23 protein-coding genes are annotated in these 16,762 nt (G+C 61.5%); 11 read left to right on the top strand and 12 right to left on the bottom strand.

From position 1 onward, the window contains the following. The 3 genes from HZR20_RS02315 to secF form a co-directional block, all read right to left on the bottom strand. A complete protein-coding gene (locus tag HZR20_RS02315; RefSeq protein WP_181684986.1) occupies positions 1–171 on the bottom strand; it encodes a hypothetical protein in 171 nt (56 codons plus the stop codon). Between the two features lie 64 nt (positions 172–235). Then, positions 236–1,759 (bottom strand): preprotein translocase subunit SecD, encoded by a 1,524-nt coding sequence (locus HZR20_RS02310; RefSeq protein ID WP_181684985.1) that lies wholly within the window; start codon positions 1,757–1,759, stop codon positions 236–238. Then, entirely contained in the window at positions 1,756–2,616 is an 861-nt protein-coding gene (secF, locus tag HZR20_RS02305; protein WP_181684984.1) for a protein translocase subunit SecF, read from the bottom strand. The genes HZR20_RS02310 and secF overlap by 4 nt, the downstream gene beginning before the upstream one ends. Before the next feature lie 108 nt (positions 2,617–2,724). On the opposite strand from secF, the gene HZR20_RS02300 reads away from it, so the two are divergent. Continuing rightward, entirely contained in the window at positions 2,725–3,789 is a 1,065-nt protein-coding gene (locus tag HZR20_RS02300) for a guanosine monophosphate reductase (protein WP_181684983.1), read from the top strand. A 23-nt stretch (positions 3,790–3,812) separates the two neighbouring features. On the opposite strand, the gene HZR20_RS02295 is transcribed toward HZR20_RS02300, so the two are convergent. Then, positions 3,813–4,280, bottom strand: coding sequence for a DUF5812 family protein (locus HZR20_RS02295; RefSeq protein WP_181684982.1), 468 nt, complete (start codon positions 4,278–4,280; stop codon positions 3,813–3,815). A gap of 75 nt (positions 4,281–4,355) precedes the next feature. Beyond that, entirely contained in the window at positions 4,356–4,892 is a 537-nt protein-coding gene (locus HZR20_RS02290) for a hypothetical protein (RefSeq protein ID WP_181684981.1), read from the bottom strand. Between the two features lie 115 nt (positions 4,893–5,007). Here HZR20_RS02290 and HZR20_RS02285 point away from each other — a divergent pair, with 115 nt between their 5' ends. Together HZR20_RS02285 and HZR20_RS02280 are read left to right on the top strand one after the other, a co-directional pair. Continuing rightward, positions 5,008–5,781 carry a CPBP family intramembrane glutamic endopeptidase gene (locus HZR20_RS02285; protein ID WP_181684980.1) on the top strand — a complete coding sequence of 258 codons (774 nt, stop codon included), beginning with the start codon at positions 5,008–5,010 and terminating at the stop codon, positions 5,779–5,781. 141 nt (positions 5,782–5,922) lie between these two features. After that, the gene (locus HZR20_RS02280; RefSeq protein WP_181684979.1) at positions 5,923–6,111 is read left to right on the top strand and encodes a hypothetical protein; all 189 of its coding nucleotides are present in this window, start codon (positions 5,923–5,925) and stop codon (positions 6,109–6,111) included. Here HZR20_RS02280 and HZR20_RS02275 read toward each other — a convergent pair. Next, positions 6,108–6,572 carry an NOB1 family endonuclease gene (locus HZR20_RS02275; protein WP_181684978.1) on the bottom strand — a complete coding sequence of 155 codons (465 nt, stop codon included), beginning with the start codon at positions 6,570–6,572 and terminating at the stop codon, positions 6,108–6,110. The two genes, HZR20_RS02280 and HZR20_RS02275, sit on opposite strands and share 4 nt — an antisense overlap. Further along, positions 6,573–6,812, bottom strand: coding sequence for a PRC-barrel domain-containing protein (locus tag HZR20_RS02270; protein WP_181684977.1), 240 nt, complete (start codon positions 6,810–6,812; stop codon positions 6,573–6,575). Between the two features lie 123 nt (positions 6,813–6,935). On the opposite strand from HZR20_RS02270, the gene infB reads away from it, so the two are divergent. From infB to HZR20_RS02255, 3 genes are all read left to right on the top strand, one after another. After that, on the top strand, positions 6,936–8,756 hold the full coding sequence (infB, locus tag HZR20_RS02265) for a translation initiation factor IF-2 (protein ID WP_181684976.1): 1,821 nt from the start codon (positions 6,936–6,938) through the stop codon (positions 8,754–8,756). Between the two features lie 153 nt (positions 8,757–8,909). Continuing rightward, a complete protein-coding gene (locus HZR20_RS02260; RefSeq protein WP_181684975.1) occupies positions 8,910–9,179 on the top strand; it encodes an AbrB/MazE/SpoVT family DNA-binding domain-containing protein in 270 nt (89 codons plus the stop codon). A 3-nt stretch (positions 9,180–9,182) separates the two neighbouring features. Further along, entirely contained in the window at positions 9,183–9,533 is a 351-nt protein-coding gene (locus HZR20_RS02255) for a type II toxin-antitoxin system PemK/MazF family toxin (RefSeq protein ID WP_181684974.1), read from the top strand. 248 nt (positions 9,534–9,781) lie between these two features. Here HZR20_RS02255 and HZR20_RS02250 read toward each other — a convergent pair whose 3' ends face one another. The 5 genes from HZR20_RS02250 to HZR20_RS02230 form a co-directional block, all read right to left on the bottom strand. Then, the gene (locus HZR20_RS02250) at positions 9,782–10,189 is read right to left on the bottom strand and encodes an ArsR/SmtB family transcription factor (protein ID WP_181684973.1); all 408 of its coding nucleotides are present in this window, start codon (positions 10,187–10,189) and stop codon (positions 9,782–9,784) included. A gap of 70 nt (positions 10,190–10,259) precedes the next feature. Continuing rightward, a complete protein-coding gene (locus tag HZR20_RS02245) occupies positions 10,260–10,688 on the bottom strand; it encodes an HVO_A0114 family putative DNA-binding protein (RefSeq protein ID WP_181684972.1) in 429 nt (142 codons plus the stop codon). Next, a complete protein-coding gene (locus HZR20_RS02240) occupies positions 10,685–10,966 on the bottom strand; it encodes a toxin-antitoxin system TumE family protein (RefSeq protein WP_181684971.1) in 282 nt (93 codons plus the stop codon). The genes HZR20_RS02245 and HZR20_RS02240 overlap by 4 nt, the downstream gene beginning before the upstream one ends. 150 nt (positions 10,967–11,116) lie before the next feature. After that, the gene (locus tag HZR20_RS02235; protein WP_181684970.1) at positions 11,117–11,473 is read right to left on the bottom strand and encodes a DUF5811 family protein; all 357 of its coding nucleotides are present in this window, start codon (positions 11,471–11,473) and stop codon (positions 11,117–11,119) included. Positions 11,474–11,569: 96 nt separating this feature from the next. Beyond that, complete coding sequence (locus HZR20_RS02230) at positions 11,570–12,040, bottom strand: pyruvoyl-dependent arginine decarboxylase (RefSeq protein WP_181684969.1); 471 nt, start codon at positions 12,038–12,040, stop codon at positions 11,570–11,572. A 189-nt stretch (positions 12,041–12,229) separates the two neighbouring features. Here HZR20_RS02230 and HZR20_RS02225 point away from each other — a divergent pair, with 189 nt between their 5' ends. Genes HZR20_RS02225 through HZR20_RS02205 form a run of 5 tightly spaced genes read left to right on the top strand, consistent with a single transcriptional unit; the run spans position 12,230 to position 16,730 of the window. Beyond that, positions 12,230–13,273, top strand: coding sequence for a 4Fe-4S dicluster domain-containing protein (locus HZR20_RS02225; RefSeq protein WP_181684968.1), 1,044 nt, complete (start codon positions 12,230–12,232; stop codon positions 13,271–13,273). Next, positions 13,266–14,126: an FAD/NAD(P)-binding protein gene (locus tag HZR20_RS02220; RefSeq protein WP_181684967.1), complete on the top strand. Its 861-nt coding sequence runs from the start codon at positions 13,266–13,268 to the stop codon at positions 14,124–14,126. Before HZR20_RS02225 ends, HZR20_RS02220 begins: the two co-directional genes overlap by 8 nt. Continuing rightward, positions 14,123–14,935 carry an NADH-quinone oxidoreductase subunit B family protein gene (locus HZR20_RS02215; protein WP_181684966.1) on the top strand — a complete coding sequence of 271 codons (813 nt, stop codon included), beginning with the start codon at positions 14,123–14,125 and terminating at the stop codon, positions 14,933–14,935. The genes HZR20_RS02220 and HZR20_RS02215 overlap by 4 nt, the downstream gene beginning before the upstream one ends. Further along, positions 14,932–16,254: a Ni/Fe hydrogenase subunit alpha gene (locus HZR20_RS02210; RefSeq protein WP_181684965.1), complete on the top strand. Its 1,323-nt coding sequence runs from the start codon at positions 14,932–14,934 to the stop codon at positions 16,252–16,254. Before HZR20_RS02215 ends, HZR20_RS02210 begins: the two co-directional genes overlap by 4 nt. Before the next feature lie 5 nt (positions 16,255–16,259). Further along, positions 16,260–16,730: a hydrogenase maturation protease gene (locus HZR20_RS02205; RefSeq protein WP_181684964.1), complete on the top strand. Its 471-nt coding sequence runs from the start codon at positions 16,260–16,262 to the stop codon at positions 16,728–16,730. The last annotated feature ends 32 nt before the right edge of the window (positions 16,731–16,762 follow it).

Raw genomic sequence — 16,762 nt, 5'->3', positions numbered from 1 at the left:
CTACTCCTCGCCAACGAAGACTGTTTGTAAGCGATTGCCACACTCGGGACAGCAAAACGTCTGCCATTTGTCTGGGTCCAGGCTCCCCATCGTTTTGGTGCGAATCACCTCGGATTCAGCGACCTCGCGATCACAGGTCTCACAGTAGAATTGATCGCTGTCCTCGACCATCGATGAGCAGTTCACAAGCCGCGCGGAAAAGCATACGGACGCGACTGCCCCGGAAGCGCGAGATCTATTCCTCTAAGATGAGGTTCCGGAGGACGTCGCCGTAGGCCGGCCGCGTGATCAGGACACCGATCAGCACGCCGACGATCGTCACGATGGCGAACCCACTCAGATCACCGAGCGAGAGGACCGTCAACGGACTCATTGCGATGATCGTCGTCGCGGCCGCTGCCCCGATCACCCAGAAGGCCTTCCGGAATCGGTTCTGGAAGACACGGTCGGTCGTGATATCCTCCCGCTGGAGGATCTCGTCGGCGATGATGATCAGGTCGTCGGCCCCAGTCCCGACGACGGCGATGAACCCGGCGATGTGTGAGAGGTTCAGCGGATACTGGACGAGGGCGACGAACCCAAGCAAGATGAACACTTCCGAGAGTGCCGTGACGATCATCGGCAAGGCGACCCGCGGATCACGATAGCGGAGGTAAATCATCCCGCTCACCGACAGCACGGCCATGATCCCGATGATCAGCGAGTCCATGCGGAACTCCTGGCCCATCGATGGTTCGAGACTCTGAACTCTGGCGTTATCGAAGTCAAGTGGGGCGGGCAGTCGGCCGGCCCGGAGGCTGATCTCGAGGTCTTTCGCCTGGGTCATATTTTGGCCGGTCGTCATCCGGAAGTTCGGACCGTTGGCAAACTCACCGTTGGCAAAGGAGGTGGCGAGATTTTGCTGGACCCCGCCTGAGAACACGACCTCGCCGTTCAACGTCGTCACCAGGCAGTAGTCGTCCACGTCCGAGACGTTCGACGCCGAATCCCGATTGACGCCACACCGGCGGGCCTGTCCGAACCCGTACTCGACCATCTCCTGTTGGAACCGTTCGGCGACCGAATTCCTGATCGTCACGGGCACGACTGCTTCGCCCTGATCCTTCCGTGCAAACCCAATGCTCTTGAAGTCGTCCTGTCTGAGCACCTGATCTTGGACGAACGATCCGTTGTCGTTCTGATGTACCGCATAGATACGCACGACACCACGTTCGTCGAGGAGGCTTTGCAGTTCCTCTTGGTCCCGATCCGGTGCCGTAATGGAGATGAACGTCCCCTCGATGCCGTTGATCGTCGAGACGCTCCCGCCACTGAGTGCGGACTCCTGTACCTTGTCCTGGATGACCTGCACCATATCCTCGCGTGTCTGCTGTGTGACGCCGTCTCGGACGCTATCGGGTTGATACCCCTCGGCGATGAGGGCGTCCCGTAGCTGATCCTGGGTGGCGTTGCGCGAGAACACTTCGACAGTCTGTGACCTCGCTGAGACACGCACGTCGATCGGATCGACCGACACCGCAGCCGAAACGTTCTGTGCAAGCGCGGTTTCGTCATCCACACTTACATTCACCCCTTCCGCTGTGATCCCGACTGCCGGTGCCTGCAGGCTGGTCCCACCGTCGAGTTGAATCCCGTACTGGAGGTTGGTCAGTCCCCCGTCGTCAGTGGCTCCACCGGCAACCGGAGCGAATAGGGCAACGCCACTCCCGACTACGAAGACGGCCAGGAGGACGATCCGCCAGTTGTCACGAATATTCATCGCTTCACCCCGCGGAACTTGTACCAGCGAAGCAGACTCAGATTGAGCATGTAGGTATTCATTAGGTCGGCGGCCAGCCCGATGACGAGGACGAATCCGATCTGTGCCATGACCTGGATGTTGAAGAACGTCGCCAGGATCGCCATGACGGCCATTGCCACCAGCGACGTCAACGTCATCGTGACACCTGTTTCCATCGCCTGGTAGGTACTCTCATAGAATTCGCCCCGTCGCCGGAGAATGTGGTTGTTCAACAGGATGTCCGAGTCGACGGAGTACCCGATCAGCATGAGGAGCCCGGCGATCGTGCCCAGAGAAAGCTTCACGCCGAGGAGACTGAGCACGGCAAGCGGGATCATCAGATCCGAGAACGCCGAGACGATGATTGCGACGCTCGGCACGAACGTTCTGAAAAGTGCGAACGCCAGGATACTCATCCCGAGGAAGGCAATTCCGACGCCGATCATCCCGATTCGCATACTGTCAGCACCGAAGGAAGCTGGCGTCGAACCGCTCCCGAGGACAGACAGGCCAGCTGACTCGGCCTGTTCGCGCAGATTACCGATATTCGATTCACTGAACGTCAGCACGTACCTGTCCGTGTATCGCTGGACACCCTGGACGGACACCGGATCAGGCGAAAAGGCAGCTTGCAGTTCCGCCGGCGACATATCGGACTGGACCGTCATCTGGGATCCACCCGTAAAGTCGATACCAAGAGCGACCGGCGACCCGGTGATTGCCCAGGCACTGGCCAGGACGACCAGCGCCACCGTCAGGACGGCAAGCGGGACGGCCGCCAGCTGCCGGTTGGAGTACCGGGTATAATCGATTTCCGGAACCTCGAACTCGATCATGACCGTGGGTGTGGCACGGCCCTGAATAAGCCTTCCTAAAGCGTCCCGGCGACGCCTCTACTCCCGTAACGACGACGTTATTTGTTGCCGTCCCAATAATCGGTCGGAATGAACGACCTCACGACCGGACGTTCCTACGGGGATGTCCTGCTCGTGCCACAGCGTTCCCCCGTCGACAGCCGGGACGATGTGGACCTCTCGACGCAATTGACGCCTGGTATCGAACTCGACCGACCACTGCTCTCGGCGCCGATGGACTCCGTCACGGAACGGGAAGCGGCGATCGCACTCTCTCGTGCGGGCGGATTTGGGACGATCCATCGGTTCCTCGCGATCGACGAACAGGCCGCCGAGATCGAGGCCGTCGTCGATGCGGGTGAACGCGTCGGTGCGGCCGTCGGCATCGCCGAGGGTTATCTCGAACGCACCGAACGGGCACTCGAGGCCGGCGCCGACGCCATCGTCGTCGACGTGGCCCATGCTCACCTGGAGCGATGTCTCGACGCCGTCGAAACCCTCGTCGCCGAGTACGACCCCGACAATCTCGTGGTCGGGAACGTGGCGACCCCCGAGGCAGTCGAGGACCTCTACGCTATCGGTGCCGATACCGTCAAAGTCGGCGTCGGGCCGGGCAGCCACTGTACGACGCGGAAAGTCGCTGGGGCTGGCGTCCCGCAACTCACGGCCGTCGATCGCTGTGCCGATGTCGCCGACTCGCTGGACGTGCCCGTTATCGCCGATGGCGGCATTCGCTCGTCAGGCGATGCCGTCAAGGCGCTGATGGCCGGGGCCGATACCGTGATGATGGGGAGTCTGTTCGCCGGGACCGACGAATCGCCGGGTGAGGTGATCGAGGTCGACGGCGAGCAGTACAAGCGATCCCGCGGGATGGCGACGACCGCCGCCGCCGAGGACCGTACCGACAAAGACGCCGACGGGCCGGACGCTGACGAAGGTGTCGAAGGGCTGACGACCTACAGCGGCTCGATCGCCGGCGTTGCGGATCGCTTCGCCGCCGGCATCCGATCGGGACTCAGCTACTGTGGCGGCCACACGATCCCGGCGGCCCGCGAGAATGCCGCGTTCATGGCCGTCGAGGCCAGCGCCCGTGAACGCGAAGGGGCACACTTCGATCACGACTGGGAGAGCGTCGTCAGCGACAGCAGCGACTAAGGCCGCTTGGTGTCCGGGCTGTTTCAGTCTGGCAGATATCGTACACTGACGACGCCCTCATCGGCACGGATCTCGACGCGATCGACGCCCAGTCGGGCGGCCTGTCGGCGGGTCGCATCGTCTTCGCGAACGTCGGCGACTGCCTGGTCGGTTTGTTCCGGTGGGACAGTCAACACGTGCAGTTCGCCTTCCCCGGCCCGCTCACGTTGGGTCACCGCACCGACGGACTGCTCTGTGGCGAGCTTTCGGGCCTGTTTTGTCGGCGTTTCCGGGTTATGTTCGACGGGAATGGTCCGGCGATCGTGGATTGTGACTAGTTCCCAGGTCACCTCCATCGGTGGCTCGGGTCGGATCGTCGCGTCGAGGATTTCGTTTCGTTCTAGGTCCGGATGCTCGGCGAGGGTGTGCACCTGGGCGTCTTCGACATCAGTTACTACTGCCGAGGCTTCATCGACGTTCGTGACCACAAATGTGCCCGTCTTCTCGCTCATATCTCCCGAAAGGGGCCCAACGCCCTTTTCCTCGTCGGTCCAAGCGGAAATCGCCGGCCTGAATCGCGAGGAACCTCACCGATACAGGCGATGGACGACGACCATGATAGCCGCCGCGGTGGTCGGGACAATCGGCCAGGCTGGCTCGGGGAGGGCGTAGCATGACTCGACGACCGGACCGAGTAGGCCGTCCGCTGGGGGGCGAGAAATTGTCTCGCCGTTCAACTGGAAGGTTGACGGCATCGACGCAACCAGGCCGAAGTAAATCGAGAGGACGAACAGAAATCCTGTCCCGGAAAGTGCCCGATCGTAGCGAGCGTCACCCTCACCGCGACGGTGGGTGCGGGCCACCAGCAGGATCGGTGCCAGTAGCGGGCCGACGAGGAACAGGGCGACGACGACGTAAAACGCCCGTGAACTTGTGAGCATCCCGCCGGCTGTCCTGACAGTCCCACTGACCAGTGAGACGACGGCAAGGGCAAAGACGAAGGCGATAAGGGCTGCAACGAGGCTACCGAGGACGATGTACCAGCGACAGAGCCGCGAGTCCGTCGCGCGGAAGGCATAAGAGACGGCCCCAAACAGGCCGTCGTAGGCGTCATCGTTCGTCACGGCTGTTCGTACCGAGCGTCGCCGAATAAACGCCGTGGTTCTGGACGCCGCTTGATTCCCGGTCGCTTCCGCGGGAAACGTAGCCTCTTTGGCGCTGCCGGCCGTCAACGTGTGCATGGTCGCGATTGACGAGACCGATCGGCAGCGTCTGTTGTTTGTCCTTCGTGCAGGATTCTGGGCCTTGATTGGACTATTTGGCAGTCAGCTGTTGGCAATCGTGCTTGCCTCCCCGCTGTTGCTCGTGATCGATCCAGTGACGCCTACACACGAGTACGCCGCGGTAACGATCGGTAGCGGTATCGGATTTGTCGCGCTGGCCGGGACATACCTGTGGCGCCACGACCTCGATCTGTCATTTATTGACGTTTCTCTCCCGAGCCTGCGCGATCTCGGCTATAGCCTGCTTGGGTTTTTCGTTCTTCTGGGTGGGTTGATGGCTATTAGCCTCGTCATTCAATCGCTCAATATCTCGACGGCCGAACACAGCGTCATTGAGACTGTCAATCAGAACGATACCCCAGAAATATACCTGGCGCTCATCCCACTGTCGTTTCTGGTGATCGCCCCAGGTGAGGAGATATTTTACCGAAATATCGTCCAGAAGTCACTGTACCCCCGTTTCTCCCGGTTGCACGCTGTCCTCATCGCCAGCGTCATCTTCGCGTTGGTCCACGTCCCGGCGTACCTCACCAGCGGGCTTGCTGCGCTGGTGACGACGCTACCGATCCTGTTCGTCCTGGCCCTCGTGTTGGGGGAAAGTTACCGACGGACACGAAACCTCACCGTCCCGATCCTCATCCACGGTGCGTTCAACGCATTCCAGTTTCTGGGCCAATACATCGTCTACACCAACGATATTGCGACGACTGGAATCGTGTCTCTCCCGTAGCCCTGGTGGGTTGGTCCCGTACAACTCACTCGGGCTTTCGTCCAGTTTCCGACCACTGGATTGCCTGGCCGTGTTCTGGACAATCGCTGTCAGACAGAAGTCTGACGAGGATTTATACTATGTGAATAGCTACCACGATGTATGCCGACCCGGTTCTCGGTTGTGTTGGATGAGTCGCGGGCGCGTGAAGTCGAAGCGTTGGCCCGAGAAAACGATCTGACTGAGGAGGCGGTCCTCCGGCAGTTGCTCGACCTCGGGATCGACACCCTCGAGGGTGAGCGGGGGACGGACAGTCCGCGGGCAGCCGAGAGCGACGACACCAGCGTTTAAGCGCTTGAAGGGTTCTTCCGGGAGAGGGGGCTGCCACAGATCGGACAGCGCTCGTGTTGCTCGTCGAACTCCCGGCCACAGCCCTGACACTGGAAGTGCCACTCGCGTTGTTCCTCGATTCCCTCCCGGGCGATCACCTCGACGGCAATCTCTAGCTTTTCGGCGACGTTTTGCATCGCGTAGTCGTCGGTGACCAGGCGACCGTCGAGTTCGAAAGCGGCCGCGACGAGTCTGATGTCTGTTCTGGACAGCTCCTCGAGGTCGCCGGTTTCGCCGGCAGCTCGTTGGATCTGCTCGACAGTCTCCTCGTCGGGGATGTGGAGGTGCATCCCCGATCCTTCGAGGGCATCGAAGCGATAGGCACTCTCGTCTTCGAGTTCCTCGCGGACGAGCGGGATCGTCGCAACTCGCTCGTCGGTGTGATACTCGTTGATAAAGGCAGACGCGTCGAGAACGTTCATTTAACGCTGGATGATCATGTGGTCTTTGACGGCCTGTACACGACCGACGGGGACGTGTAACCGTCCCGCGTCGTCGACGTCGAAGCGTGTGTCGCCGAGACTTTCGTCGGGCTCGATCAGCAGATCGACGAGCCGTCCTGACTCGATGTCCATCGTGATGTTGTACAGCATGCCGAGTTCCGCTCCGTCGGACCCCATGACGGCTTTCCCGGAGAGGTTCTCGGCGAGTATTTCTGCCATACCGCCGTGTACCCGGTCCTGTTACATAAACGCCACGGGGACGTCTGACGCCCGCGATAGGACGATGCACTTAACTGCTGGGCACGGCTCTCAGGAACTAACGAACCGTTTCTGGTGGTACTCATGTCCGATTCAGATCCTGACGCCGAGACGACCCCCGTTGATGATGCTCAATCGCTTCGAACGCCCATCGTCGCCGTACTGGGTCACGTCGACCATGGTAAGACGACGCTCCTTGACACGATTCGCGGTTCGGCCGTCACTGAAGGTGAGGCCGGCGCGATCACCCAGCACATCGGTTCGACTGCCGTCCCGCTCGACGTGATCGGGAAGATGGCCGGCGATCTCGTCGATCCCGACGACTTCGACCTGCCGGGACTGCTCTTTATCGACACGCCGGGCCATCACTCCTTTTCGACGCTCCGGTCCCGTGGCGGCGCGCTGGCCGACATCGCGATCGTCGTCGTCGACGTCACCGACGGCTTCCAGCCACAGACCGAGGAAGCCCTAGACATCCTCAAACGGACCCAGACGCCCTTCGTCGTCGCGGCAAACAAGGTCGACACGATCCCGGGCTGGAACCCCAACGACGAGCAACCGATTCAGGTAAGCAAGGAGCGCCAACCCGACCGCGTCCAGTCTGATTTGGACGAGCGCCTCTATGAACTCATCGGCCAGTTGAGCGACGAAGGCTTCTCGGCGGACTTCTACTGGCGGGTTCAGAACTTCCAGAACAACATCGGCGTCGTCCCGCTGTCGGCCCTGACCGGCGAGGGCGTCCCGGACTTGTTGACCGTGTTGATGGGCCTCTCCCAGCGCTATCTCAAAGAGGAGATGGCGATCGATGTCGGCGGTGCCGGTGCGGGAACTGTCCTCGAAGTCAGCGACGAGCGCGGGTTCGGTGCGACGATCGATGCCGTCGTCTACGACGGGACGATTCGCGCCAACGATCAAATCGTCGTCGGTGGCCTGGAAGGACCGATCGTCACGGAGGTCCGGGCGCTCCTCCAGCCGCGCCCACTCGCCGAGATCCGCACCGAAAAGGAGTTCGAGAAAGTCGACTCTGTGGCTGCTGCAGCGGGCGTGAAGATCGCCGCGCCCGACCTCGACGACGCGATGGCGGGCGCACCTATTCGCGTGGTGCGCGATCGCCCTCTCGAAGAGGTCCTCGCCGAGGTCGAAGCCGAACTCGCCGAGATCGAGGTCGCCACTGAGGAGGAGGGCGTCGTCGTCAAGGCCGACACGCTCGGCAGCCTGGAGGCCATCTCCGGGACGCTGGCCGACGAGGAGATCCCGATCATGCGCGCGGAGGTCGGCGACGTGGCACCCCGGGACATTCGCGTCGCCGAGACCGCAGGCGAGCCCATCAACCGGGCCATTCTGGCGTTCGGCGTCGAGATACTGGACGACGCCCGTGCACTGGCCGAACAGGAAGACGTTCAGATCTTCCAGCACGACGTCATCTACCAGCTGATCGAGGACTACCAGGATCACGTCGAGGCCATCGAGGAGTCCCAGCAGGAGCAGATCTTGGAGAACATTACCCGCCCCGCCCGGTTCCACATCCTCGACGATCACACCTTCCGTCAATCCGATCCCGCGGTCGTCGGCGTCGAGGTCCTCTCGGGAACCATCGTGCGCAACAGCAACGTGGTTCGGTTCGAGGGGAGCGAACCCGAGCGCGTCGGGCAGTTGAAAGGCATCCAGGACGAGGGCGAAGACGTCGACCAGTCACGAGCGGGCGAGCGCGTCGCCGTCTCGATCGACGGGCCCACGGTCGGGCGAGGCATCGAGGAGGGTGACGAACTCTGGATCGAACTGCCCGAAAAACACGCCAAGATCTTAGAACAGGAGTTGACCGAGGAGATCACTGCCGACGAGCGCGAAGCGCTGTCGATGTATCTGGACAAGCGGCGGAACAAGGACCCCTTCTGGGGCAAGTGACGTCAAGATTTCATCGAAGATAGCGCTGTTACTGTTTCCGTATTATACCAAGTTGTGCCGTGCAAGATGGAACGCGCGAGTCTTGCACGTGACTGGTTCTCCAAGTCGGCAGGCACCGATACCACTAAGAGTATGAAAAAAGTATGAACTCGTATGGCAGAACATACCCGGAAAGTCGGTGATCGGGGCCAAGTCACCATCCCGAAAGAGCTCCGCGACCGCCGCGGGATCGAAGGTGGCGACGAGATCAGGTTCATCGAGGTTAACGACGAGATCATCATCAAACCGCCGACGGACGAAGAGCGCTTAGCGGAAGGATACAGGAAACGAGCAGACCGGTCCCGGCAGCTGGCCGCAGAGATGGACGGAACGTCAGCAGAAGCAACCGAGCAACTCGGGGATGCTCCGGAGTGGGGCGAGTGACCTGTGAAGGTGCGCCGTGGAGACATCGTCATTGTCGAATTGAATCCAACGAAAGGAAGTGAACAACAGGGTTCGAAGAGGCCCTGTATCGTTATTCAAAACGACGTTGGCAACCAGTACTCCCCAACGACGATCGTCGCCCCCTTCACGAAGCAGTACGACCCCACTGACATCTACCCGTTTGAAGTGGAAGTCCGTGCCTCGAACACGCCGCTCAATCACGATTCCGTGGCTGATCTCAGTCAGATCCGTGTTGTCGATATTAGCAACCGAGTGACGAAGAATATCGGGTCGGTGCCGGCGACGCGACTGGCAAAGATCGATGCTGCGATAAAAAACAGCCTCGGGCTGTGAATTCCTACTTGTCACGCTACACGATCCGCTGAGCGGACAAGACCCCAGGTGTCGAGTGAAAATTCCTGCAATTATCCCTCGTCTGCTTTTCCCCAACAATGACGATGGAACTACTGCTGACTTCACCCTCTATATCTTGCACGCCAACTGGTGGAATATAAGAAAAACTGCTCATTATTTCATCTGGTTAGCCAAGAGTCGTTAGTCAATCGTCCGAACGACGCGCGTCGAGACGACAGCGGTGTTGGTTACTCCGTCGAACTGTCGTACATCGCGTCGAACGCGCCCTCGCCACGGATCAACGCCTCGACGCCGTCAGTGAGCGTCACCTCGCCGAAGACAGTCGCCCGATAATACGTGTACAGGCCGTCCTGGTCCCGCTCGGTACGCTTTCGTTTCTCGACGAGACCGACGTCGACGAGTTCGTTAAGGTGATAGTGGAGTGTGCTGTCGTCGATGTCCAGCGCGTCTTCGTGTTCGGTGGGACTCATCTCGCCGCCGTAGACGAGTCGGTAAAGGATCTCGAAGCGCGTGCGGTGGCCAACGGCGGCGTGCATGTCGAGATACTCCTCGAGGGTGAGCACACTGTCTTCGGGCAGCAGATCCGACGGATCGTCCGGAGCTTCACTGTCGGCCCGTCTTTGATCTGCCGCCATCGTACCGAATCCCTTGTGTCGAATGCCTCTGTCAGCCTGGCGAGTGATCACCGCAGACGCAGCTGGTAGTTCAGGCAGGTGTCTCGGACGCTTCGCCGCGATCAGTTGATCGCGGGAAACGAATCGAGAAATCGATGCTTTCGGCCCCGCCCCGGAGAATCGGTCGCTTGCGTGAGCCGTCGTCCTCGAACTCGATCACGCCGAGTGATTCGAGGTCCTGCAGGTTCCGGTGGACATCGCGGTAGTCGCGCTCGACGAGGTCGGCGAGGTGACGGATACTTGCTGGCTCGTCGGAGACGATTGTTTCGATGAGCTCGAGATGGGTGCTGCGCATGAGACGGGCAATGTCGTCGAACTCCTCGAAGTTCAGAACGAAGCGTACGTCCTGTTCGATCGCTTCGCCGGTCGCCTCCGATTCAGCCCGTTGCAACCGCTCGCGAGCCGCGTCGCGGTGATCGTCTCCCTGCTGAAACGTGATTTTGAGTGTGTTTTCGGTCATAGTCGATGGTCGATTTCTTCGAGGTACCGATCGCGGAGTTCCATCATCCCTGGGAACTCGATCTCGGTGACCTCGCCGCCTGTGTGGCATTCGTGTCGTCCGGGCGTTTTGTTCTCGTTATCGTAGCGAAGGACGGTGCCTCCTCCGTCCGTAAAGCCGTAGTGGAGTGCGTAGCGATAGCCGCTGGGGTACTGTGGGTCATCAGTCCGGATGATCTTCCGTCGAACGACGCGATCGCCAACCCGGTCCTCCACGTTCTCGATAACCGCATGGCCCATCGATATCATATGGTATGAACCCCATCACCAAAACTCTATGGGGGGACCCCCATACAACTGCATCCGACTTATCGAATCCAGTGGAGTACCCCGATCCCGACGATATGGGGGACTGTTGTCGAGTCCACGAGAATAGTGAGTTCGGAACGACTACTGGGCGGGTGCTGCACTCGCGTCGCCCATCGCTTGCTTGACCTGGAGGGCAGCACTGGCCGCAAGGCCGCGAGCGAGTTCCGAGCACTCCTCGTCGTCGATCCGCAGATCCGTCTCGGACTCAGGCCGATAGCCCGCGCTGACGGGCTGGCCGACGGGCGGCTGGACAGCGATCATCGCTTCCGGGCCCTCGGAACTGGTCGTCAGCTCCGCGCCGACGGCATACTCGCCGGGCAGGAGGTCGCGGGTTTTGGCGGCGACGCGCGTGAGGTCACTCCGGATCGCCCGCCGGTCTTCCGGCGACAACTCGATCACAGTCCCGGACGCACCCGAGAACGACGTATTTCCGTACATGAACTGTTCGAAGGAGTAGGCTACAGGAACGTATAAACCCGCCGGCTGCGGCCAATCCTGTCTTTCGTCTGTCAGGCAGTGTTCGGGCCCGGACAATCAGACGAGGGCATGACTGTCGCCGTAGACCGCGAGGACGATCGCACTCGCATACTCCCCGTCGGTCGCCGCTGTCGTCTCGATGACGAGGTTGTCCTCGACAAACGACCACTCCCGGAGGTCCCGGCCAGCTTCGAGGCCTGCACGGACATCGTTTTGGACTGCCTGCTCGTCGGTCCCCGAGACTTCATAGAAGATCCCCGGCCCCTCGGGCTCGCGTGCCCAGCCGATCGCCGCCGCAGCCTCGCCGCTGTCGGTCGTCGCCTCGGCCTCGACGACGTATAGCCCTTGGCCGGCCGGGCCGAGATCTGGCACGTCGACTCCGACCTCGATCGTCGCGTTCGCCGGAATCACCGACGAGAGCGTGATTAGATTGTAGTTGTGGACGCCGGCCGCGGCCAGGGCGGCGTCGTAAGCGGCCGTCGGCGTCGGGCCGGTGCCTGTACCGCTGACGATCCGAATCGTTCCCATCTGCCCTCAATCCGCCGAGCGAACGCTAAAGTCCTTCGTTCGGGCGTCAGCGACTGGCCAGGAACATACTCCATCGACCATTATAATGATTGATTCTCATTAACTGGGAATACACTGGTACTCTTAGGCTTCCGGTCGGTGCCTGTTCGCTCGAGAGACCGGAAAGACCGGTCGAGCGGAGACGAGGCCATGAAAATAATCGATCGATCGGACTTCACGGCGTTGATTTCGGAGTTGATCGCTGAGGATCCACGTGAGGTGGTCGGGGTACAGGCAGACGGCGACGGGTACGTGTTCGACAGCCTAGAATCGGCGTCGGATCTCGCCTTCGAGTACGATCTGACGCGACTGTCGCCCAAAAAGTACGTGATGCCCCAGCGGGAGACATTACTGACGTATCGACGAGACGCCGGAGCGGCGGACTACGAGATGCGCGCCGAAGCCGATCCGACCGGGCGGATCATTGTCGGCGTCCATCCCTATGATCTGGCGGCGATCAGGCAACTCGACAAGATCTTCATCGACACGTTACACGATGAACCGTATCGACGCAAGCGCGAGAACTCCGTGTTGATCGGCCTGACGATGCAGGACGTGGCCGACACCTGCTTCGCTGCGAGCATGGACACGGCCTCCATCGAGTCGGGGTACGATCTCATGGTGACCGAGCTCGATGATGAATTCGCCGTCGACATCGGCACCTTCGAGGGCGATCAGTTGCTCGAATCGGTCCCGACGCGCAACGCCACCAGTGAGGAGATCGACCGCGTCGAGACGATCGAGACCGACCTCGAGGCGGAGTTCGAGCGCGGTCTCGACTTCCCACCCGCGGAACTGCCCTCGCTGCTCGAAGCCAGCTACGACGATATGGACTTCTGGGAGGCCTACGCCGAGCAGTGTCTCTCCTGTGGCACCTGCAACGTGGTCTGTCCGACGTGTTTCTGTTTCAGCGTGGACATGGTCAGAGAGCTTGACGGCGACAGCGGCCGACAGGAACGCCGCTGGGACGGCTGTCTGCTCGAAGACTTCGCGACGGTCGCCCAGGGCGAGAACTTCCGGGAGGAAGTCGCTCAGCGCCATCGCCACCGGTTCATGCGCAAGGGATGGTACATCTACGAGCGCTACGGCGACATCGCTTGCGTCGGCTGTGGCCGGTGTACTGCCCACTGCGTCGCTGGGGTGGCCGATCCCTGCGAAGTGTACAACGAGCTCCGGGAGGCCCAGCATGCGTAGTCACGCCGACCCGCAGTTCGCCCGGGGGGAACGCGAGTATCAGCCCGTCGAGGGACAGATCGTCTGGGTCGAAACCTACACTGACGACGACAAGCTGTTCGTCATCGATCTCCCGGACGGTATCGACCTGGACCACGAACCGGGGCAGTTCGTCCAGTTGTTCGTCCCCGGTGTCGGGGAAGCCCCGTTCTCGATCGCCTCCTCGCCGACCAAGGACGGCCCCTTCGAACTGTGCATCCGCGCGGTCGGCAACGTGACCAATGCCATCCACGATCTCGAATCCGGTGACACTGTCGGGATTCGGGGCCCCTACGGCACGGGATTCGACGTCGATGCGCTGGCGGGCGAAGATCTGTTGTTCGTCGCCGGCGGGATCGGCCTCGCACCACTCCGATCGATCATCAACTATGCGCTGGATCGACCCGGCGAATTCGGCGAGTTGACGACGCTATATGGCTGTACGGAGCCAGCCGAACAGCTGTTCCCCGACGAACTAGCGGCGTGGGCTGACTCACCCATCATGGACTACCACGAGACCGTCGACGGGGTCCCGGCCGGCCAGGAGTGGGACGGCAATACGGGCGTCATCACGTCGCTGATTCCACCTCTCGACTTCGATCCGGCGACGACGGTCGCACTCGTCTGTGGCCCGCCGGTCATGTACCGGTTCGTCATCAAGAGTCTCCGAGAGAATGGGCTTCCCGACGAGCGCATCTACCTCTCGCTCGAACGGAACATGCACTGCGGGCGCGGCCTCTGTGGGCACTGCCAGCTCAACGAGTTGTACGTCTGTCTGGACGGTCCCGTGTTCAATTACACGACTGTCCGTGACAAGGAGGAGGCTGAAGTATGAGTGACGGAGATTCCGGAAACGGTCGACAGCCAGGCGATGCGGATGAGCGACCCCGCGTTGCCTTCTTTGATTTCACGGGCTGTGAGGGCGATCAGTTGCAGGTACTCAATCTCGAAGACCGCCTGCTCGATCTCGTCGAGGTCGTCGAGATCGTCAGCTTCCGGGAAGCCATGACCGAGCACAGCGAGGACTACGAGATCGCCTTTATCGAGGGCGGCGTCGCGACGGCCCACGACGAGCGCCGGCTGACTCGTATCCGGACGCATGCCGACACCGTCATCGCGCTTGGCTCGTGTGCATCCTTTGCGGGCATCAACGCCCTACGTAACGATCAGGACTTCGAACGGGTCAAAGAGCGCGTCTACGGCGAGGACGCCCATCGGATCTCGTCCTACCCAGTCGCCCGGCCGATCGACGATGTGATCGATGTCGATTACGAGATCCCGGGCTGTCCGATCGATCGCGAGGAGTTCGTCCAGGCTGTGACGGCGCTGGTCAACGGTGCCGAGCCGACGATCCCCAACTATCCTGTCTGTCTGCAGTGCAAGTTCGAGGAAAACCTCTGTGCGTTCGAGCGCGGGGAGACCTGCCTCGGGCCGATCACCCGTGGCGGCTGCGGGGCTACTTGCGTTTCGGAAGGGACGCACTGTTGGGGCTGTCGCGGGATGGTCGAAGACCCCAACGAAGACGCCTACACGGCCGTCCTCGAAGCGCACGGCCTGACGACCGAGGAAATTCTCGACGAATACCAGCTTTACTGGGGCTTCGAACGGGAGCAGCGGGCCGTCGCCGACGGGGGTGAGTCATGAGCAACTCCGTCGACGTTGGGGACGACCTCGTCACGCGCGTCGAGGGTCACGGATCGATCGTCCTCGATATCGCAAATGGCGAACTGCAGCGGTGTGAGTGGCAGGTCGTCGAATCGCCGCGGTACTTCGAGTCGATGCTGGTCGGCCGGGACTACGACGAGGCCCACCACGTCACCTCGCGGATCTGTGCCATCTGCTCGGTCAGCCACACCATCGCATCGCTGAAAGCTACCGAGAGGGCGATGGGGATCGACGTCTCCGTCCAGGACGAGCGACTTCGCAAACTGGCCCTCTACGGCGAAACGATCCAGAGTCACGTCCTCCACCTGGGCTATCTCGCGCTCCCGGATCTGGTCGGCGAGAAGTCGGTCCTCCCGCTGGCCGACACCCACGGTCCCGAACTCGATGCGGTCGTCGATCTTCATCGCCTGGGCAACGAGCTGACCGAGGTCGTCACCGGCCGGTCGGTCCACGCCCAGCGACTCCTCCCGGGCGGGTTCTCGAAGCTCCCGGACGAGTCCGCCCTCCGGGACCTGCTCGATCGACTCCGCAACTGCTGGGACGACGTGGAAACGGTCGTCGATCTTCTCGCGAGCCTCGCCGACGAGCTCCCCGACTTCGAACGCGAAACCGAATACATCTCGCTGACCCACCCCGAGGAGTACGCCTTCTATGAGGGGACGATTCACTCTTCAGACGTGGGCGAGCTCCCGGTCGGCGAGTACCGGGATGTCGCCAACGAGTACGTCGTCGATCACTCGACGGCGAAGTTCGCTCGTCACGAACGCGACGCCTACATGGTCGGTGCGCTTGCCCGGTTCAACAACAACGCAGACCAACTCGCCCCGCGGGCCAGCGATCTGGCCGATCGCTTCGCCCTCGAACCCCCGGTCACCAACCCGTATCTGAACAACGTCGCTCAGCTGGTCGAACTCGCCCACCTGCTGGAAGAAGCTGTCTCCCTGATCGAGCAGCTTCTTGAGGACGGACTGGCCGACCAGCCGGACTACCACGTCCCGACGGTCGAGCCGACCACTGGCCAGGGGATCGGTGCGATCGAAGTGCCCCGTGGCGTGCTCTTCCACGAGTACGCCTACGACGACGCTGGCGAAGTGACCGAGGCAAACTGCGTCATCCCGACCAACCAGAACCACGGGAACATCCAGCGGGACATGGAGGCGTTCGTGCCGTCGATCGTCGACCGGCCCGACGCCGAAATCGAGCACACCCTGGAGATGCTCGTGCGGGCCTATGACCCCTGCATCTCCTGTTCGACCCACTATCTGGACGTCGAATTCGTCGGGAATGATGGCGAGTGACCCGGATGGGCGAAGACGGCGACGCGACGCCAACGCGTGCCGTCGTCGGACTCGGTAACCCCTACCGCCGTGACGACGGTGTCGGTCCCGCGATCGTCGACCGACTGTCCGAGCGGGATCTCCCATCGACGGACCTGCTCGATCTGGGCGACGCGGGGTTCGAACTGGTACACGTCCTCGCGGAGTACGAGGCCGTCGTGATCGTCGATGCGGTCGACTTCGACGGGGATCCCGGCGAGATCGTAATTTTCGCTCCGGACGGTACTGCGGAGCTGCGTCCCGATCGTGGGACCCATCGGACGGCCCCGTTCGAACTCCTCGAACTCGCCGGACGGATCGAAGACGCTCCGGCGACGGTTCGGCTCGTCGGCGTGCAGCCGGACGACGTCAGCTATGGCGAGGGGCTGGGTCAGCCGATCGCGAACGCACTCTCGGATGCAGCGAACACTGTTGTCGACGTCACACGTGATCTCTGAGCGGGCAGATCCGGTTGGGAGTTCCGGAGGTA

The organism is Halorhabdus salina (genome assembly GCF_013839425.1).
GTDB lineage: Archaea > Halobacteriota > Halobacteria > Halobacteriales > Haloarculaceae > Halorhabdus > Halorhabdus salina.
Note: the sequence above shows the minus strand (reverse complement) of the source record. Positions and strands in the feature narration are given on the sequence as shown.